The organism is Peribacillus folii (assembly GCF_030271255.1).
Taxonomy (GTDB): Bacteria; Bacillota; Bacilli; order Bacillales; family DSM-1321; genus Peribacillus.
In genome coordinates this window covers 124,601-143,512 of sequence record NZ_JASJOM010000004.1, presented here as the reverse complement: position 1 = coordinate 143,512, position 18,912 = coordinate 124,601, and the positions used below count along the sequence as shown (strand labels likewise).

21 protein-coding genes are annotated in these 18,912 nt (G+C 43.6%); 18 read left to right on the top strand and 3 right to left on the bottom strand.

Annotated features, from left to right (window positions below):
* Nucleotides 1-181 precede the first annotated feature (181 nt).
* From QNI08_RS07870 to QNI08_RS07845, 6 genes are all read left to right on the top strand, one after another.
* Complete coding sequence (locus QNI08_RS07870) at nucleotides 182-715, top strand: redoxin domain-containing protein (protein WP_285766873.1); 534 nt, start codon at nucleotides 182-184, stop codon at nucleotides 713-715.
* Nucleotides 716-966: 251 nt separating this feature from the next.
* Nucleotides 967-1,095, top strand: coding sequence for an FbpB family small basic protein (locus QNI08_RS07865; protein ID WP_081092343.1), 129 nt, complete (start codon nucleotides 967-969; stop codon nucleotides 1,093-1,095).
* Between the two features lie 141 nt (nucleotides 1,096-1,236).
* Nucleotides 1,237-1,380, top strand: a complete 144-nt coding sequence (locus QNI08_RS07860; protein WP_057913693.1) for an acid-soluble spore protein N — start codon at nucleotides 1,237-1,239, stop codon at nucleotides 1,378-1,380.
* A 46-nt stretch (nucleotides 1,381-1,426) separates the two neighbouring features.
* On the top strand, nucleotides 1,427-1,672 hold the full coding sequence (gene tlp, locus QNI08_RS07855) for a small acid-soluble spore protein Tlp (protein ID WP_285766872.1): 246 nt from the start codon (nucleotides 1,427-1,429) through the stop codon (nucleotides 1,670-1,672).
* A gap of 137 nt (nucleotides 1,673-1,809) precedes the next feature.
* The gene (locus tag QNI08_RS07850; RefSeq protein ID WP_285766871.1) at nucleotides 1,810-2,241 is read left to right on the top strand and encodes an acyl-CoA thioesterase; all 432 of its coding nucleotides are present in this window, start codon (nucleotides 1,810-1,812) and stop codon (nucleotides 2,239-2,241) included.
* Nucleotides 2,242-2,267: 26 nt separating this feature from the next.
* Nucleotides 2,268-2,564, top strand: a complete 297-nt coding sequence (locus QNI08_RS07845; protein WP_285766870.1) for a hypothetical protein — start codon at nucleotides 2,268-2,270, stop codon at nucleotides 2,562-2,564.
* Nucleotides 2,565-2,604: 40 nt separating this feature from the next.
* Here QNI08_RS07845 and QNI08_RS07840 read toward each other — a convergent pair whose 3' ends face one another.
* Nucleotides 2,605-2,901, bottom strand: coding sequence for a HesB/YadR/YfhF family protein (locus QNI08_RS07840; protein WP_285766869.1), 297 nt, complete (start codon nucleotides 2,899-2,901; stop codon nucleotides 2,605-2,607).
* 86 nt (nucleotides 2,902-2,987) lie between these two features.
* Here QNI08_RS07840 and QNI08_RS07835 point away from each other — a divergent pair, with 86 nt between their 5' ends.
* Complete coding sequence (locus QNI08_RS07835) at nucleotides 2,988-3,479, top strand: NUDIX hydrolase (RefSeq protein ID WP_285766868.1); 492 nt, start codon at nucleotides 2,988-2,990, stop codon at nucleotides 3,477-3,479.
* 203 nt (nucleotides 3,480-3,682) lie between these two features.
* Entirely contained in the window at nucleotides 3,683-4,027 is a 345-nt protein-coding gene (locus tag QNI08_RS07830; protein WP_285766867.1) for a PadR family transcriptional regulator, read from the top strand.
* 16 nt (nucleotides 4,028-4,043) lie between these two features.
* On the opposite strand, the gene QNI08_RS07825 is transcribed toward QNI08_RS07830, so the two are convergent.
* Both QNI08_RS07825 and plsY read right to left on the bottom strand, forming a co-directional pair.
* The gene (locus tag QNI08_RS07825; RefSeq protein WP_285766866.1) at nucleotides 4,044-4,193 is read right to left on the bottom strand and encodes a YycC family protein; all 150 of its coding nucleotides are present in this window, start codon (nucleotides 4,191-4,193) and stop codon (nucleotides 4,044-4,046) included.
* A gap of 508 nt (nucleotides 4,194-4,701) precedes the next feature.
* Nucleotides 4,702-5,289, bottom strand: coding sequence for a glycerol-3-phosphate 1-O-acyltransferase PlsY (plsY, locus tag QNI08_RS07820; RefSeq protein WP_285766865.1), 588 nt, complete (start codon nucleotides 5,287-5,289; stop codon nucleotides 4,702-4,704).
* 480 nt (nucleotides 5,290-5,769) lie between these two features.
* Between plsY and QNI08_RS07815 the strand changes: the two genes are divergently transcribed.
* The 10 genes from QNI08_RS07815 (at nucleotide 5,770) to QNI08_RS07770 (ending at nucleotide 18,745) form a co-directional block, all read left to right on the top strand.
* The gene (locus QNI08_RS07815; RefSeq protein WP_285766864.1) at nucleotides 5,770-6,180 is read left to right on the top strand and encodes a CoA-binding protein; all 411 of its coding nucleotides are present in this window, start codon (nucleotides 5,770-5,772) and stop codon (nucleotides 6,178-6,180) included.
* A 377-nt stretch (nucleotides 6,181-6,557) separates the two neighbouring features.
* Nucleotides 6,558-8,543, top strand: a complete 1,986-nt coding sequence (gene parE / locus QNI08_RS07810) for a DNA topoisomerase IV subunit B (protein WP_285766863.1) — start codon at nucleotides 6,558-6,560, stop codon at nucleotides 8,541-8,543.
* Nucleotides 8,533-10,977 carry a DNA topoisomerase IV subunit A gene (parC, locus tag QNI08_RS07805; protein ID WP_285766862.1) on the top strand — a complete coding sequence of 815 codons (2,445 nt, stop codon included), beginning with the start codon at nucleotides 8,533-8,535 and terminating at the stop codon, nucleotides 10,975-10,977. The genes parE and parC overlap by 11 nt, the downstream gene beginning before the upstream one ends.
* A gap of 293 nt (nucleotides 10,978-11,270) precedes the next feature.
* Entirely contained in the window at nucleotides 11,271-12,869 is a 1,599-nt protein-coding gene (locus tag QNI08_RS07800) for a long-chain-fatty-acid--CoA ligase (protein WP_285766861.1), read from the top strand.
* A 38-nt stretch (nucleotides 12,870-12,907) separates the two neighbouring features.
* Nucleotides 12,908-14,059: an acyl-CoA dehydrogenase family protein gene (locus tag QNI08_RS07795; RefSeq protein ID WP_285766860.1), complete on the top strand. Its 1,152-nt coding sequence runs from the start codon at nucleotides 12,908-12,910 to the stop codon at nucleotides 14,057-14,059.
* A gap of 26 nt (nucleotides 14,060-14,085) precedes the next feature.
* On the top strand, nucleotides 14,086-15,261 hold the full coding sequence (locus tag QNI08_RS07790) for an acyl-CoA dehydrogenase family protein (RefSeq protein WP_285766859.1): 1,176 nt from the start codon (nucleotides 14,086-14,088) through the stop codon (nucleotides 15,259-15,261).
* 20 nt (nucleotides 15,262-15,281) lie between these two features.
* Entirely contained in the window at nucleotides 15,282-16,046 is a 765-nt protein-coding gene (locus tag QNI08_RS07785) for an SDR family oxidoreductase (RefSeq protein WP_285766858.1), read from the top strand.
* An 18-nt stretch (nucleotides 16,047-16,064) separates the two neighbouring features.
* Entirely contained in the window at nucleotides 16,065-16,517 is a 453-nt protein-coding gene (locus QNI08_RS07780) for a MaoC family dehydratase N-terminal domain-containing protein (protein ID WP_285766857.1), read from the top strand.
* Entirely contained in the window at nucleotides 16,514-16,915 is a 402-nt protein-coding gene (locus QNI08_RS07775) for a MaoC/PaaZ C-terminal domain-containing protein (protein WP_285766856.1), read from the top strand. Before QNI08_RS07780 ends, QNI08_RS07775 begins: the two co-directional genes overlap by 4 nt.
* Before the next feature lie 129 nt (nucleotides 16,916-17,044).
* A complete protein-coding gene (locus tag QNI08_RS07770) occupies nucleotides 17,045-18,745 on the top strand; it encodes a sigma-54 interaction domain-containing protein (protein ID WP_285766855.1) in 1,701 nt (566 codons plus the stop codon).
* The last annotated feature ends 167 nt before the right edge of the window (nucleotides 18,746-18,912 follow it).

Genomic DNA, 18,912 nt, shown 5'->3' with positions numbered 1-18,912 from the left:
CAAGCTGGGTTTACCGATTTTTTTTGTCAAGATTATGAAAGCAGGCGAATAACATGTTAAGAATATAGGTGTTTCACTATTCCGTTTGCCTTTTTACTGATAAAATGAAAAAGGGAAGTTGTTCTATTTCTGGGAATGGCTTAATAACTTTATTGTATTGGGACTAGGGGGACATAAGTGTATGCTGAAAAAAATAATCGCCGCGGTGCTCTTATTGTCACTGATTACAATTGCGATTGTACAAGCGGTGGATAATGAACCAAACAACAATAAGAAACAGGATGCATTGGGCGGCTTGAAAATCGGAGCCAAAGCTCCTAATTTTTCTTTGAAGACCTTGGATGGAAAACAAGTCGAATTGACCGATTACAAAGGTAAAAAGGTAATGCTGAACTTTTGGGCAACATGGTGCCCGCCCTGTAAAAAGGAAATGCCGGATATGGAGCGGTACACGAAGCAAGCAGGTGATGATGCCGTCGTACTTGCGGTCAATATAGATCCTGAAAACGATGTACAATCCTTTGTGAAGGAAAATGGAATCACCTTCACCATCCCTCTAGATAGCAACAGTGCAAAAAATCCAGTGAATGAGCGTTATAAAGTACTAAGCATTCCAACTACATATTTCATCGACAAAGAAGGCAAAATCAGGTACAAAGTGGTTTCAGCCATGCAGCATAAAGATATGGAGCGATACATGAATAGCATGCAGTAGCGGGACCTTTGAAGGTTCCGTTTTTTACGTTGTTAACAAAGTTGTCATAAAATCACATAAATATTAATAATTTTCTAAATTTTTGGTTAATATTGAACAAAAAAGGGTTAAAGTATAGAAAGCAAAGAAATAATAGGTAAAATAAAAAAACTGATAATTATGACAATTAAAAAATCGATACTATATAGTCATAATTTTACGTTAATTTGGCAATGCTGAAAGATATACTAAAAAATAAGTAGGTGAAAGATATGAAAAAAAGAAAAAGAACATTTGAAGAATTAATTAAGGAAAACAAAAGGGAATTAATGATGGACCTTAAACAAATGGAAAGACTTGAGGAACGTCTGGAAAAAAAGCATATGCAGAAAGCTGAGTAACATCCATGGAGATTGTTCATATTCAAAATATAAGTCAGTACGTTGCCGACAAGCGTACTGGCTTTTTGTTTTGCGTTTTTCAAAATCTGGCACTCATGAATTCCTCCCTTTACACCCATGATAAGAAAAGGAGGCGATTAAATGAGTAATCCTAAAAAAGATTCCAAACACTTTAGACCAAGCCATCTTGGAACACAGCCAAGGGCAGCGGGAAGCAATAATGGCAAGCAAATGCAGGACAAGTCCGGGAAACATGCCCAAGTCATTCAAACAAAAGGTGAATGATCGATAATATTGTTATGTAAACTATTTTCGATTAGAGGTGAATAAAATGGCTCCATATAAACATAATCAGGATGATCGTTCGGATAATGTCGAAAAACTGCAGGATGCGATTCATAATACGGAACAAAACATGACAGCAGCAAATGATACGTTATCCTTTTCATCTGCTGAGGACAAAAAGGCCATTACAGCCAAAAACGAGCGAAGAAAAGCGAGCATCGAAGCGATGAAAGAAGAAGTGCAGGATGAGCAAGAGGCAAGGGCGAGCGGCTACAGTACCGATAATATTTAGTTTAAATGATGGGGAAGAAAGAGGCACGATAGCTTTCTTCTCCATTTTTTCATGAATGCTGAAGACTGCTTAAATGAAAATGGAATGATTGTTATGGTAATATGTTTATATTGCAAAAATGAAAGTGGGGAATAAAAATGTTCATTGCTGAGAGTGATATAGAAGTGCGGTATGCAGAGACAGATCAGATGGGTGTTGTATACCATGCCAACTATTTAATATGGATGGAACTGGGCAGGACAAAATTAATCACTGATTTAGGATTTCGTTATGCTGATATGGAGGCGGATGGGATCCTTTCCCCTGTCATGGACATACAGGCTTCATACAAGATCCCTGTACGATATGGCGATAAGGTAAAGGTGAAGACTTGGATAGACATGTATGACGGGTTACGCGTCATTTATGGTTATGAAATCTTGAATGATAAAGGGGAAGTCGCGGCTACTGGCCATTCCTCACATGTTTGCGTTAAAAAGGACAGCTTTCGGCCGATCTCGATTAAACGCATGTTTCCCGATTGGCATGAAGCTTATGAAAAAAATAAAAAACAGAATGAACTGGTGTAAAGACACTGACCTGAGGTGATTGAACTATGGCTTTTGGCATTAAAAGGAAAGACGTAGTCGAATGGAAGCAGCGAATCGATCAAGGTCAAATCGCTTTTTTAACGCATTATTGGCTGGATGACCGGTTCCCTGGCTGTAAAACGGTTACAAAAGTAGGGAGCAAGGATTTAAGCCGATTATTTGAATGGGGGAAGCAATACGGCCTGAAAAAAGAGTGGATTCATCACCGGAAGGATGGCTACTCGCATTATGACCTCTTGGGCGATAAGCAAAGGGAAATCCTCCAAGCGGAAGGGATCGATGAAGTGCTGCTCGATGATTAGAAAAAAGAGGCAACAGCAGTTTACACCGCTGCTGCATGGATCATGAAACCTTGTCGTAATGGAATTGTGGCTCAGTCAGCTTTTCGTTGAACGTAATCCGCAAATCATGGCCATCGAAGTACCAAATATCTTTTTCTTCTACATAAAAGTGTATATTATTCGTCGAAGAGACGGCAGCTGCTTTTTCAGGAGCTTCTTGCATGATGCCCAATGAAAAGCCGCTTTGGACGGAACTGTGTCCTCCATATCGTACATAAAAGCGCAAATGTGAGCCTTCTTCAAGCTCCAATTCATCCACATACCACCTGGCTGCTTGATCGGAAATGGTCAATTTCATACTCATTCTCCTTCCCTGAGTTCGTTAATTAAGTATAAAGTAATTGTGAAGCAGATGCGAATAATGTGCGTTCAGAAAGGAATATAATGAAAATCACCTATACAATATGTTTCATTACAAGAACAACATGTAACGGAGATGAAGTGCTGATGCTGTTCCGAAGAAAAAAACCGAATCGGGGAAAATGGAATGGCATTGGGGGGAAAATAGAGAAGGGTGAGACGGTCCGCGAATCGATGGAACGTGAAATTTGCGAAGAAACCGGTTTGAGTGTCAGGCGCTTAACCTATAGGGGTATCGTCACATGGAATGAGACGGGCGGAATGTATGTTTACCGCGCCGAAGCTGGCGGGGATAGCCTTAGTCCCTGTGATGAAGGAGAACTCGCTTGGAAGCCTTTTCAGTGGATTATGACAGCAAATGAAGTGGTACCCAACATCAAGCATTACCTTAGTGAAGTATTACTTGATGCCCAACCGCTGGAATTTGCCTGCATGTATGAAAATGACCGTTTCATTTCCATGAAGAAAAAGCCGCTGCCTCATTCTGCAGAAGAATCGGTTTTAACTTATTCATGACCGCTTACGGGCGGTTTTTTATGTGTACTTTTATAAAGGCTAATCAGCTTTAATAGGTAGCTTAATCGTCAGAATATTGTTATATTAAGTAGAAGAAGGAACAAAAATGCGGCATCTTAGAGACTGAATAAAACGCTATATATTAAGAGGATATAGCTTATAAACATCTATATAAGTATCTTATTTAGAGGGGGCTGCTTGACTTGCGAAAAGCGGAGCTGCTGAAAGGGAGTACAGAGCTGGTATTGCTTTCATTATTGGCCCGAAAGGATATGTATGGATATGAAATGATTGAGCAGCTCAAACTGCTGAGTGATGGGTATCTGCATTATAAAGAAGGCATGCTATACCCTGCATTAAAAAGACTGGAAGAGAAAGAATATTTAAAAAGCTATTGGAGGGACTCCTTGGAAGGGCCGAAAAGGAAATATTATTATGCAACCAAATTAGGCATCAACCAATTTCAGGAGCAGTGGGATGAATGGAACGCCTTCCAACAGGTTATCCAAAAGGTCATCACGCACACATCTGGGCACACACAAAAATAGCTGCAGGTTTCTGCAGCTATTTTTTCTTTTCGTTTTCCTTTGCATCAGCCTCGGCGAGCTTTTTCAGCAAGATGGGTGTGGGCATATGCATGATTTGCTCCAAGGGCAAATTAAGAGATTTGGATAATTTCAATGCGGTTTCCGGTGATATTTGCAGTGGCTTCATGGCTGAGTCTCCTAATACGTAATGACTAATCAGTTTCAGTTTAGCGTTTGGTGTACAATTAATCAATCATTGCTTCTACCAATTTCGACATCACATACTGTCCTAATGGGAATAACTTGATACAAAAAGGTGGCAATGAATAAAACAAAGTGAGGTAGATGATTCTATTTCACTATATGCAGTGGTTTAGTGCCATGAATGGGGATAAAGATTCATTGTTCTTGAGCAATCCAGCCATTAAAAGAACAGCGATTAGTCATTGAAACTAAGGACTGAGCATGTAAAAGCAGGGAATACCATAGAGGTGGAAAAAATTGTTAAATGAACAAACACAACAATGGATAGCTAATCGACAGGTCATAGAAAAGGAAGTCATGAGCATTCAGAGAATCGGCAGCCCTACAGAAAAGGGTACCAGGTAGGGCTAGTTTACCGAAAAATATGTCAGACAATTCATAGAAAGGAAATGGACCTGTTCGAACTGGCCCATCCCGATTCTAAACATCGCTTATAACCACTTTACCTTTGGTTCCGTTTTACTTATTATCCGTTTAATGTTAGTCCGATGACGGTAAAAAATAAAAATCATAAATATGCCAATCACTGTAATGAGAGGCCAATCACCTGTGTGAAACACCAAACTATAGATAAAAGCAAGCAGGGAGGCTATCATGGATGAAAGTGAGACATATTTGGAAATATATAGGGATATAAAGAAAATGATAACGGCAATGAGAAAAAAAAGTGGTTCATAAGCAAGAATGACACCAGCTGAAGTCGCAACCGCTTTCCCGCCCCGAAAGTTCGCAAAAATGGGAAACATATGGCCGATGACGGCAATAACGCCGACGAGCATCGCATTTAAATCAGCTCCAAGCAAAAACGGTAGCAAAGTTGCGAGCGTTCCCTTAAGTATATCCATGGTTGTGACGGCAAGCCCTGCCTTGACACCCAATGTCCGAAAGGTATTTGTTCCGCCTAGGTTTTTACTGCCATGCTCCCTGATGTCGATATTGTAAAAGGTTTTACCGATGATTAAACCGGATGGGATCGATCCAATCAAATAGGCGGACAGTATAATGATAATTGTAAGCATTCTATGACCCTTTCTTTAAGAAAAATCTTCTTATTTTTTCGTGTTTAAGAGGCTGAATGTAACCATTTTTGAAAGAAATAGCTAAAAAACAGCCTTTAACTGCATGATAAGCATCTCTTATTGTAACATTTTCGTGACAAAATGGTACGGCTGTCCGAAAAAAATCCAAGGAAAAATGAATTTTCCTTGATGAACAAGCATCTTTTGATATAGGTTTAATTTGAAGCAAAAGAAAAGGTTTAAGGTTTCTTATTTTGGTATATATAAAATGGGGGCTGCCAGTATAAAGCCTCATAATACGTGGCAGGCTGGATGAACGTAACGGCAGGTGAGGGGAACATACCTTTTCGAAACGTATTTTTTCTTGTATAATTATTTTTCTTAATTATGGTAATAATCATCCTGGCTTTGGGAAATATCCTGGGTAAGAATACTTTTCATGCAAATATTACATTTTATAAATAGAGGGGATTGGTAAGAATGATAGAAAATCCAAGCAGAGCGGAAATGGGCCAAATGCTTAAAAATGCAAAGCGAATCGCTGTAGTCGGTTTATCGAATAATCCTGAGCGGACGTCTTACATGGTCTCCAAGGCGATGCAGGACAGCGGATATGAGATCATCCCGGTTAACCCTTCCGTATCCGAAGTTTTGGGCGTCAAGGCCGTGAAAGCCCTCCAAGACATTGATGGCCATGTTGATATCGTCAATGTGTTCCGCCGCTCGGAATTCCTTCCGGAGATTGCCAAAGAGTTTGCGGACATTGATGCGGATATCTTTTGGGCGCAGCTAGGTGTGGAAAATGATGAGGCCTATAATTTCTTGAAGGAAAAAGGTTATACTGTCATCATGGATCGGTGCATTAAAGTCGAACATGCACTTACGAAATAAAGTCAAAAGAGCGGGCTTCCGCTCTTTTTTTAAGACATCGCTTGTTCCGCTTTTCAGGATATCGTCCCTGTCCTTAATCGGCGGGGATATCCAGCGGTATAACAACATTTTGATTAAAATCGTAAAAGTATATTTGCCAAATGAAAAATTACCGCTACAATTAGAACGGTAGCTATGATACGTTTTCAAGCGCCAAGCGAATGGGCTAACGCTAATAAAAGGGACAAAAAAATCGAACACTTGTTCTTTTTTTGTAAAAGTATTATACTTTTTATATGAATTTAAACGTATGTGAAAAATTGTTAAAGCTAGTGAGTCATTTCATTGCAGTATGATATGGCCCGGAAATTGTGTTTAGTAAGGAAAGGGGAATTTCTGTGGCAAAAAAGGTAAAAGCAATCGAGTACAATGATGATGCAATTCAGGTACTGGAAGGACTCGAAGCGGTCAGAAAACGTCCCGGTATGTATATCGGCAGTACTGATGCACGCGGACTTCATCATTTAGTGTACGAGATTGTAGATAACTCCGTAGATGAGGCTTTGGCTGGGTATGGAGATCAAATTAGTGTGAAAATACATAAAGATAACAGTGTCAGTGTAACTGATAAGGGCCGTGGGATGCCTACCGGCATGCATAAATTGGGTAAGCCGACGCCAGAAGTCATTTTGACGATCCTCCATGCAGGAGGGAAATTCGGGCAAGGCGGTTACAAAACGAGCGGGGGCCTTCATGGTGTGGGTGCTTCTGTCGTTAATGCGCTGTCTGAATGGCTTGTCGTTACCATAAAAAGGGATGGTTTCATATACGAACAACGTTTTTTCAATGGTGGCAAGCCCGAAACGACCTTGGAGAAAATCGGCAAAACGAATCAAACGGGTACGAAGATCCACTTCAAGCCCGACCCAAAGATATTTTCGGTGACAACCTTCAATTACGACATTTTATGTGAACGCCTGCGCGAATCAGCTTTTCTATTAAAAGGCATGAAAATAGAATTGACGGACGAACGCCATGACCGAAATGAAACCTTCCACTATGAAAATGGAATTGAAGCATTTGTGGATTACTTAAATGAGGAAAAAGAAACCCTTCATGGTGTTGTTAGCTTGGAAGGGGAACAGAATGGGATAGAAGTCGAACTGGCTTTTCAATTCAACGATGGTTACTCAGAAAATATTTTGAGCTTCGTTAATAATGTTCGTACAAAAGACGGCGGCACCCATGAGATTGGCGCGAAAACGGCCATGACCCGGGCATTTAATGATTATGCAAGAAAAACGGGTCTGTTGAAGGAAAAAGATAAAAACCTCGAAGGTACCGATATACGTGAAGGCCTTTCATCGATTATCTCTGTACGCATTCCGGAAGAACTGCTTCAATTCGAAGGACAGACCAAGAGCAAGCTTGGTACGAGCGAGGCGCGTTCGGCAGTCGATTCAATCGTGTCAGAGCACTTAGCCTACTTTTTCGAAGAAGATCCGACCACGAGTACCTTGCTGGTTAAAAAATCGATTAAGGCGTTTCAGGCGCGTGAAGCTGCCCGCAAAGCGCGTGAAGATGCAAGGAGTGGGAAGAAACGGAAAAAATCCGATGCCATCCTTTCCGGAAAATTGACGCCGGCTCAGTCGAAAAACCCAGAACGGAATGAATTGTACCTTGTGGAAGGCGACTCTGCTGGAGGATCCGCAAAGCAAGGAAGGGATCGCCGTTTCCAGGCTGTTTTGCCATTAAGGGGTAAAGTCATCAATACGGAAAAGGCAAAACTGGCTGATATATTCAAGAATGAAGAAATCAATACGATCATCCATGCCATCGGCGGAGGGGTAGGGGCGGAATTCAACACCGCGGACACCAATTATGATAAAGTGATCATCATGACCGATGCAGATACGGATGGAGCCCATATTCAAGTGCTGCTTCTGACTTTCTTTTACCGCTATATGAAACCATTGATAGAGTCAGGAAAGGTTTATATTGCCCTGCCGCCGTTATATAAAGTGAGTAAGGGGTCCGGAAAGAAAGAAGTGATTGAATATGTCTGGAGCGACGAGGAGCTCCAGGGAGCGATAGATAAGGTAGGGAAGGGCTACATGATCCAGCGGTATAAAGGGCTTGGAGAAATGAATGCCGATCAATTATGGGATACCACGATGAACCCGGAAACGAGGACGCTCATCCGTGTGAAAATCGATGATGGGGCCCGTGCGGAAAGACGGGTGACAACCTTAATGGGAGACAAGGTTGAGCCGCGCCGCAAATGGATTGAAGCCAATGTCGCTTTTGGTCTCGAGGAAGAATCGAATATTTTAGATAACGAAAATATGTCGATCGAAGAGGAGGTCAATAACGATGGTATTTGAAGAAACGTTTCGGGATTTACCGCTTGAAGAGGTCATCGGAGATCGCTTCGGGCGCTACAGTAAATACATTATCCAGGATCGGGCACTTCCCGATGCCAGGGACGGGCTGAAGCCAGTACAGCGCAGGATTTTGTATGCGATGCATGTGGAAGGAAATACACAGGAAAAAGGATTCAGGAAATCCGCAAAGACGGTCGGTAATGTCATTGGTAATTACCATCCTCATGGGGATTCATCCGTCTATGAAGCGATGGTCCGGATGAGCCAAGACTGGAAGCTGCGGAAGGTCATGGTCCAGATGCACGGAAACAACGGGAGCATTGATGGCGACCCGCCAGCTGCGATGCGGTATACGGAAGCCAGGCTTTCAGCGATTGCCTCGGAGATGTTGCGTGATATCGAAAAAAGGACGGTCGACTTCGTTCCGAACTTCGATGATACTTCTGAAGAGCCGATCGTGTTGCCTGCAATGTTCCCTAATTTGCTTGTAAACGGTTCTACAGGAATCTCAGCCGGCTACGCGACGGAAATACCGCCTCATCAAATAGGCGAGGTCATCGATGCCGCCATCATGCGAATCGATAAGCCAGAAGCGACCGTCGCGGATTTAATGACGGTCATCAAGGGGCCGGATTTCCCGACGGGGGGAATCATCCAAGGCATCGAAGGCATTCGAAAAGCCTATGAAACAGGCAAAGGGAAAATCATCATTCGCGGCTTGGCGGACGTGGAAACGATTCGTGGCGGCAGACAGCAAATCGTCATCACCGAAATTCCGTATGAAGTCAATAAAGCGAACTTGGTCAAGAAAATGGATGAGTTCCGCCTTGACCGGAAAGTGGAAGGCATCGCCGAGGTAAGGGACGAAACGGACCGGACCGGGCTGCGTATCGTCATCGAACTGAAGAAGGATGCGGATGCAAACGGTGTCCTTCATTATTTATACAAAAATTCTGATCTTCAGATTGCCTATAACTTCAATATGGTCGCCATATACAAAAAACGGCCGACTTTGATGAGTCTGCCCAAAATGCTTGATGCGTATATCGATCACCGTAAAGAAGTAATTGTGAACCGTTCCCGTTATGAACTCCAAAAGGCACATGACCGGGCCCATATCGTCGATGGGTTGGTGAAGGCACTGTCGATACTGGATGAAGTCATCGCGGTCATCCGTGCTTCCAAAGACAAGCGCAATGCCAAGGATAACCTGATCGCCCAATTCTCGTTTACGGAAGCGCAAGCCGAAGCCATCGTGTCCTTGCAGCTATATAGGCTGACAAACACGGATATCACGGCACTTGAGGCAGAGGCAGCGGATTTGAAAAACAGGATTGAGGAATTGACCAAAATCCTCGGCAGTGAAAAGGTGCTTCTTCAAGTCATAAAAAAAGAGCTTCGGTTCATTAAAAAGGGCTATGACGATGGCAGACGCTCGAAAATCGAAAAGGAAATAGAGGAAATAAAAATTAATCTTGAAGTCTTGATCGCAAGTGAAGACGTGATGGTGACCGTGACGAAGGAAGGCTATGTCAAACGGACGTCCTTACGGTCATATGCCGCTTCAGGCGGTCTGGATTTTGGCATGAAAGATTCCGATCGATTGCTTCAGCGCTTGGAAATGAATACGACCGATGTCCTTCTGCTGTTCACATCAAAAGGGAACTTCCTCTATTGCCCGGTTCATCAGCTTCCTGATATTCGCTGGAAGGAAACGGGTCAGCATATCGCGAACATCATTCCGATCGACAGGGAAGAGCAAATCATAAAAGCGATACCGATCAAGGACTTTACCCTTCCACAATTCCTGGTGTTCATCACGAAAAACGGGATGGTGAAAAAGACGGAACTTGCTGCATATAAAGCCCAACGTCACTCAAAACCGTTGGTCGGCATCAATTTAAAAGGCACTGATGAATTGGTCGATGTTCATCATACCGATGGCCAGGAAGATCTTTTCCTTGTTACCCATAACGGCTATGCTTTATGGTTCGATGAAGAAGAGGTTAGTCTAGTCGGTGTGCGTGCAGCAGGTGTGAAAGGGATTAATTTGAAAGAAGATGACTATGTCATCAGCGGCAATACTTTGACCAAGGATAGCCAAGAATCGATTCTTATCGTCACCCAGCGCGGTGCCATTAAGAAAATGAAGTTGACTGAGTTTGAAAAAACGAGTCGGGCAAAGCGCGGCGTCGTGGTATTGAGGGAATTGAAATCCAATCCCCACCGTGTCATTGGATTTACTACAGTGAAAAAAACCGACAGTTTGTTCATCCTTTCTGAGAAGGGAACGGTTGAAAGCGTTCATGCCGCTTCATTAAAAAATCATGATCGCTACACGAATGGATCCTTCGTTTTTGATGAAACGGTCAGTGGGAAGGCGAAAGAACTTTGGAAAATATCATTGGAAGATGAAGCCTCCATCGAGGAGTGAACCATTTTTCATTCGGGATGCTGATCATGATCAGCGTCCCGTTTTTTTTAGTGTGTTTGATAAAAATTCTCCGATTTATAGCCTCATGACAATATTGATTCATAAATGATTTATTGAGTCAATTTTAAATTCCTTGCATTGGCAGCATGTTGGTCATATCTAGAGACTCAATAATTCAATTATGAATTTTGCTGTGACGATCTTGTAGCTATCATGCCCTTCCATTTTTGGCACATTCCTTGCATATCAATAGAAGGACTTCTTTTTTATCGAAAGTAGAAAGGGGAGGACAAATGGATAGACCTTGGAAAAAGCATATACCGTCCGGCAATCCATTGGAAATCGAAATACCAGAAATATCATTGACAGACCTCTTTTACCAATCAGTCAAAAAATATCCGGATCATATCGCGGTCACTTTTAATGAGGATAGGCATACATATTCCCAGTTAGGACAACTAGTGAAAAGGTTTGCCCGCTTGCTTGCTGATGCGGGGATCGAAAAAGGAGATCGTGTGGCGCTTATGCTGCCCAATTGCCCGCAATATCCGATCAGTTTTTTCGGGACGCTTTTAAATGGGGCGATCGTTGTCCAAATCAACCCGATGTATAAGTCAAACGAATTGGTGCATGTCCTGAAAGACTCGGGAGCAAGGCATATCATCGTTCTCGACGATTTATTGCCTATAGTCGAGGAGGTTTTTGCCGAAACGGATCTTGAAAAGATGTGGCTCGTTTCGAAGGAAAAGGACGAATGTGAGTTGATGAAGAGTCTGCTTTCGGCGGGGACATATAACTCGGTCCCCATTAATCCCATAGAAGATGTTGCCGTCCTCCAATATACGGGCGGAACCACGGGACGTTCAAAAGGAGCGATGCTGACTCATCGGAATATTGTCGCAAATACACTGCAAAGTGCTGCCGCTTCCAAAATCAATACCGAGGAAGGTAAGGAAAAGGTGCTTGGCGTTTCACCGTTATTTCATGTTTATGGCATGACATCTGCAATGAACCTGACATTTTATAATGGCGGAGAGCTGATCATCGTATCCCGGTTTGATGTGGCGGAAATCGTCGATATGATCAAAACTCTTAAACCAACCATTTTTTCTGGTGTTCCAACGATGTATATCGCATTATTACACTATTACCAGTCCCAGCCTTTTGATTTGAATTCCTTGAAATCATGCGTTTCAGGTTCGTCGCCATTGCCCTTGCATGTTTTAACAAGATTTAATGAAGTGAGTGGCTCCAAGATTGCAGAGGGTTATGGACTGTCGGAAGCATCACCAGTTACGCACCGAAATCCGGTCAGTGGCCTGCAAAAGCCAGGGAGCATCGGGATTCCGATACAAAATACGGATGCTGCCATCATTGACGGCATCACCGGGGAGCCAGCGCTTTTGGTCGATACGCCAGGTGAATTGGTCATCAGGGGACCTCAAGTGATGAAAGGGTATTGGGGGATGCCTGAAGAGACGAAGAAGACGATTCAAAACGGCTGGCTGTATACCGGCGATATCGCGAGGATGGACGAGGATGGCTTCTTTTACATTGTGGGTGGCAAAAAAGAAATGATCATTGCTGGCGGCTTCAATATTTATCCTATTGAAATTGAAGAGGTTCTCTACAGTCATCCCAAGGTTTTGGAAGCTGCCGTATTTGGTGTTCCTGATCAATATCGAGGGGAAACGGTTCATGCAGCTGTCGTTTTAAAGCCTAATGAAATGATAACGGAACATGAATTGCAGGATTATTGCCGAACACATCTTTCCGCCTTCAAGATACCCGGACAGATCACGTTTCAACGTGAATTCCCAAAGACGGCAGTGGGAAAAGTCTTAAAACGCAAACTTAAGGAAGCCCACAAGATCCATTCGGATAAGAATTGAAAGCGGTAACATGAATCACCTAGGAAAGGGGAAGGCATATGGACTTTCGCTTAGATGAAGATATCGTCTTATTAAAAGAAACCATTCGCCAGTTTATTGAAGAGCAAATTGATCCATTTTCCATGCAAATAGAGGAGGAAGATCACATCCCGGAATCACTCATACATCGATCCAAAGAGATCGGGCTATTCGGACTTAGCATTCCTGAAAGATATGGCGGACTCGGAATAGGTATGGTCGGGAAGTGTGCATTATATGAGGAAATCGGCAAAACACATAATGGCTATACTACTTTGATCGGTGCCCATACTGGCATCGGGACGGTAGGGATCGTCGAAATGGGCAATGACATGCAAAAGGAAAAGTATCTGCCGGATATGGCAAGCGGCAATAAAATCGGTGCATTTGCCCTGACGGAGCCTGCCGCCGGATCACATGCGACCAATCTGAAGATGACGGCAGTCAAAAACGGCGATGCGTATATCCTGAACGGGACGAAGCATTATATAACGAATGCGGATGTAGCCGATATCTTTACAGTCATGGCGGTAACGGATAAGGACAAAGGAGCAAAAGGAATCACTTCATTCATAGTGGAAAAGGATTTTCCGGGCTTTAAGATAGGGAGCTTGGAGCGGAAAATGGGTCTTCGAGGCTCGCACTCGGCGGAATTGATTTTTGAAGATTGCGAGGTTCCCGCTGAAAATGTCCTGGGAGAAGAAGGCCAAGGATATGTGAATGCGTTGAAAATCCTTGCGAATGGGCGGGCAGGGCTTGCGGCGAGGAATTTGGGCTCTTGTCAATATCTGCTGAATATCTCAGCAAAATATGCGACGGAGCGGGAACAATTCAATGTGCCGATCATCGATCATCAAGCTGTATCTCATATGCTTGCTGAAATGGCCATGGAAATCGAAGCGCTTCGTTCATTCACATATCGGGTCGCATGGATGGTGGATCAAAAGGAAAAAATCATCAAGGAAGCGGCCATGCTCAAGCTGTTTGGTTCGGAAGTGTATAATCGCGTCGCCGATAAGGCTGTGCAAATCCATGGCGGGATCGGTTACATGAAGGACTACCCAGTGGAACGCTTTTTCCGTGACGCCAGAATCACTAGAATATATGAAGGTACGTCCGAAATTCAGAAAAATATCATTGCAGCGCAATTGAAGAAAAAATATCAACACTAGTCTAAAGGGAAAGTGGAGGGATTCGCATGGATTTACGCTTATCGGAAGAACAAAAAATGGTCCAAAAAACAATCCGCAAGTTCGTGGAGAATGAATTGATTCCTTTGGAAAATGAAGTGCTTCGTAATGAAATGGCAGGAAAACCCAGTTTGCCAGAGGGGACATTGAAAGAATTACAGGAAAAAGCAAAAAAAGCAGGTTTTTGGGGCATCAATACGCCTGAAGAGTATGGCGGGGCGGAATTAGGACAGCTTATGATGGCCATCGTCTTGATGGAAGTGTCAAAGACGTTCGTGCCTTTTAGCTTTGGCGGATCAGCTGATAATATCCTCTATTATGGAAATGAAGAACAGAAAAAGAAATACTTGATTCCAACGATCAACGGGGAGAAGAAATCCTGTTTTGCGATGACGGAACCAGGTGCTGGTTCAGATACGAGGAATATAAAAATGACGGCTGTAAAAGATGGGAGCGACTGGGTGCTTAACGGGGAAAAAACGTTCATTACTGGCGGGAATGATGCCGATTTCGTCATGGTCATCGCTGTTACGGACAAAGCTCGTCATCAGGCGACAGGTACTGAGGGTGTAACCTGTTTCATCGTCGACCGTGATATGGGCTGGAGGTCTGAATATATTCATACGATGGGAGAATGGGGGCCGGCTGCGTTAGTTTTCGATCATGTCAGGGTACCAGAGGAAAACATCTTAGGGGAAATACATGGCGGTTATCAACTGGGCTTGGAATGGATTGGGTTTGCCAGGTGGATTGTCGGGGCGCGTGCTGTCGGATCTGCGGAAAGGTTGCTTCAAATGGCGATCGAGTATGCGAAAGAACGAGTCACCTTCGGCAAGCCGATCGCCGAACGTCAGGCCATCCAATGGCAGATTGCCGATTCGGCAGTGGAAATCGAAGCGGCTCGGTGGCTTGTATTGAACGCCGCTTTTACACTTGATAATGGAGAAGACAACCGTCATTTGGCTTCAATGGCAAAGCTCTATGGGGCGAATATGGGGAATCGGGTCGTTGACCGCGTATTGCAGATACATGGCGGCATGGGGTATACGAAAGAGCTTCCCATCGAACGGTGGTATCGGGAGGCAAGGCTGTGGCGGATTTATGATGGAACGGATGAAATTCAGCGGATGATCATTTCCCGTAATTTGATCAAGGGGCATGTGAAATTAGGACAATTCTTATAATGAATGAGGAGGAAACGAGGATGACAGGGAGATTTGCAGGGAAAACCGCACTGGTAACGGGTGGAAGCAGGGGAATCGGCCGGGCGATCGTCGAGCTGTTTGCCAGTGAAGGCGCAAAGGTAGCCATCATCGATATCAACGAAGAGGTATTGATGTCAACGGGAAATGAATTAAGAGACAAGGGATACACCATTTTTACGAAGGTGGCAAATGTGGTCGATCCCGAAGAAGTCGAAGCTTCGGTCACCGAAATAGCCCGCACATTCGGCTCGCTTGATATTCTGGTGAATAATGCTGGGGTCATTCGGGATAATCTCCTCTTCAAAATGACCGATTCAGATTGGCAGACCGTGATGGATGTGCATTTAAAAGGAACCTTTAATGCAGTTCGTGCTGCTCAGAAGCATATGGTTGCCAACAAGTTTGGAAGGATCATCAACATATCCTCGACTTCCGCGCTTGGAAACCGCGGCCAAGCCAATTATTCAGCTGCTAAAGCCGGGCTGCAGGGATTAACGAAAACACTTGCGATCGAGCTTGGCAAATATGGAATTACGGCCAATTCCGTTGCCCCCGGTTTTATCGAAACCGAAATGACGAAGGAAACAGCGAAGCGGGTGGGCATAAGCTTTGAACAATTCATTCAGGATCGTGCAAACAGCATTCCTGTTGCGAGGAGCGGCCAGCCCCATGATATTGCGCATGCTGTGGCATTCTTTGCCGATGAAGCATCTTCATTCATCAGCGGGCAGGTTTTATATGTTGCGGGCGGTCCAAAAAATTAAGAATAAAGGCGGGATGATATGTTTAACGATAGCATTGGAAAGCGATCTACCCCCGTTAAGAACATTGTGGAACGGGGAGCCGTAAAAAAATTCGCAATCTCGATCGGTGATCCGCACCCGATTTTCATTGATGAAGAAGCAGGTCGGCAATCCAGATATGGAACGAATATTGCACCGCCAACCTTCCCGCGGGTTTTTGATTATGGCACGATAGAATCGCTGAATCTACCGGGTAAAGGCCTGATTCATGGCGAACAGGTTTATCGGTACAAACGGCCGCTTTTGATTGGTGAGGAAATCACCTGTTATTCGGAAGTGAAAGATTACTATGAAAAAAAAGGAAAACATGGCGAAATGGGATTTCTGGCATTGGAAAATTACGGGTCGGCTGCCGACGGTGAAGTGGTGTTTATTGCTGAGCAGCTTGTCATCATCAATGAAACGATCAGAAAGAAGGTGATGAGCAAGTGACCACATTGACCGAACTCCATATTGGTGATTCGTTGCATCCAATCGAGCTGAACCCTGTATCGCGTCTGGACCTGATTAAGTACGCTGGTGCATCAGGCGACTTCAATCCCATTCATACCATTGACGATGAAGCGAGAAATGCAGGTCTTCCCGGAATCATCGCCCATGGGATGTGGACGATGGGCAATTTGGCAAAGCTTTTCAGCAATCTGTATGAAATTGGCTTTATCGAAGAATACAAGATTCGTTTCAAAGGGATGGTTTTCTTGAATGATGTCATCACCCTCTCTGCCGATTTAAAAGAAAAAAGTGAAGATAGATATTATTTCAGAGTCGCAGCAACTGACCAGTCAGGCAGGGAAGCGATCAGCGGAGAGGTCATTTTTAAGGTCTACTGAACGAAAGTAGTGATGAAATTCATTTCATCACTACTTTTTTTAGGCGTGAAGTTCTGCAATTTTAAAGGAGAATCGAGATTTATCCAGAATTGTACTAACAAAGAATTCTTTTTGCGGCGGTGAATAGTTATGAATCAGGTGGAACAGGATTCTCCAATCAAATTGTTCAAAGAATACTCCTTTCCTGCACTTGTTCTGGACGCTGAAGACCGGATAAAGGGATGGGGCTTGTACTTCAATCAATTGATGGACCAAGATGGGGACACGACATTGGCCGGACAATTCGATGAGTGGAAATTTCTCGATAATAATAGACTTGCGGCAGCAAAGCTGCATGATAAAAGATATCTATTTTTGCTCATGAAACGAACGGAGGATGACAATCGTCTTTATATTGGAAGTGAAACACAATTTTTGGATGATTTACTGATAGAAGCCCATGAATCGGACAAACTCAACCGTGCCCTGGATGCCATCATCGAAAGCTCCTATGATGGGATCTATATCACCGACCAACATGGGACGACGCTTTATACCAATTCAGCGATAGAACGGATCACCGGCATCCCTAAAGAGTATTATATAGGCAAGTCGGTGGACCAGCTGATTAAGCGCGGCATCCTGAATGCATCTGTCACGCACAAGGTTGTCAAGCTGAGACGGACGGTATCGGTCGTCCAGGAGAATTTTGCCGGTAAAGAAACCTTGATTACCGGAAGCCCGGTTTTTAATGAAGCTGGGGAGATCGAGCAGGTTGTAACGAATATTAGGGACTTATCAGATCTTAATGAACTGATGCACGAATTGACGAAGGCGAATGAATTGAATCATCAATATAAGCAGGAAATCGAAAAACTGCGAAAAATAACAAGTAAGGATGGAGTCGTCTTTGTCAGTGATAAGATGAAAACGATTTATGAAATCGCCGAAAGAATTTCGGATATCGATGCGACCGTCCTTATCCTTGGAGAAACGGGTGTAGGCAAAGATGTCCTGGCCCGCAATATTTATAATCGGAGCATCCGATCCAAAAAAGGAGACTTCATCAAAATAAATTGCGGGGCCATACCAGCCGATTTATTGGAATCCGAGCTTTTTGGATATGAAGGCGGTGCCTTTACAGGAGCGAATCAAAAGGGGAAACCAGGGATGTTTGAGCTAGCAGAGAGCGGGATTTTGTTTTTGGATGAAGTCGGTGAGCTTCCCTTACAATTGCAGGTCAAGCTGTTGCGGGCCATTCAGGAAAGGGAGATTCAAAGAATCGGCGGTACGAAGCCGAAGAAAATCGATGTCCGCATTATAGCAGCCACGAACCGCAATTTATCGGAAATGGTCAAAGCGGGTGATTTTCGTGAAGATCTTTTTTACAGGCTGAATGTCATTCCGATCACGATTCCCCCATTAAGGGAAAGAAGAGAAGATATTCTGGCATTGATTGACCTGTTTTTAAAAAAAGCGAACGAACAATATAAGTTTTCGAAAGAAATAGATTCACGGCTGAAAGAATATTTTTTTCAACATGATTGGCCGGGAAATGTCCGCGAATTGATAAATATTGTAGAAAGGCTCGTCGTACTGACAGATCATTCATTGTTATCGATGGACGACCTACCGGAAGAATATAAGCCGGAAAACCGAGGCCTATCAAGTTATAACTCTTCGATAACGTTAAAAGCGGCAGTGGAAAGAGCTGAAAAGGAAGTGTTGACAAAAGCGGCCCAAACATATCAAACGACATATGAAATTGCAGCAGCGCTCGATTCAAGTCAGGCAACAATCGTCCGGAAGCTTAAAAAATATCGACTGAAGGTCAGTGAAAAAAATAAGTAAGACAAAGGGGATGCCATTAATTGGTATCCCCTTCAAACTGACTGCAGTCGAATCACGGTTCCTTTACACTCCACTGTGTAGGGGGTGTAGTGAAGGTTTGTCATCCAGTCAAACGGCAAAAGGTTTTGCACGGGAGACGATTTCAACATCTTTTTGGCGTGTGTCCA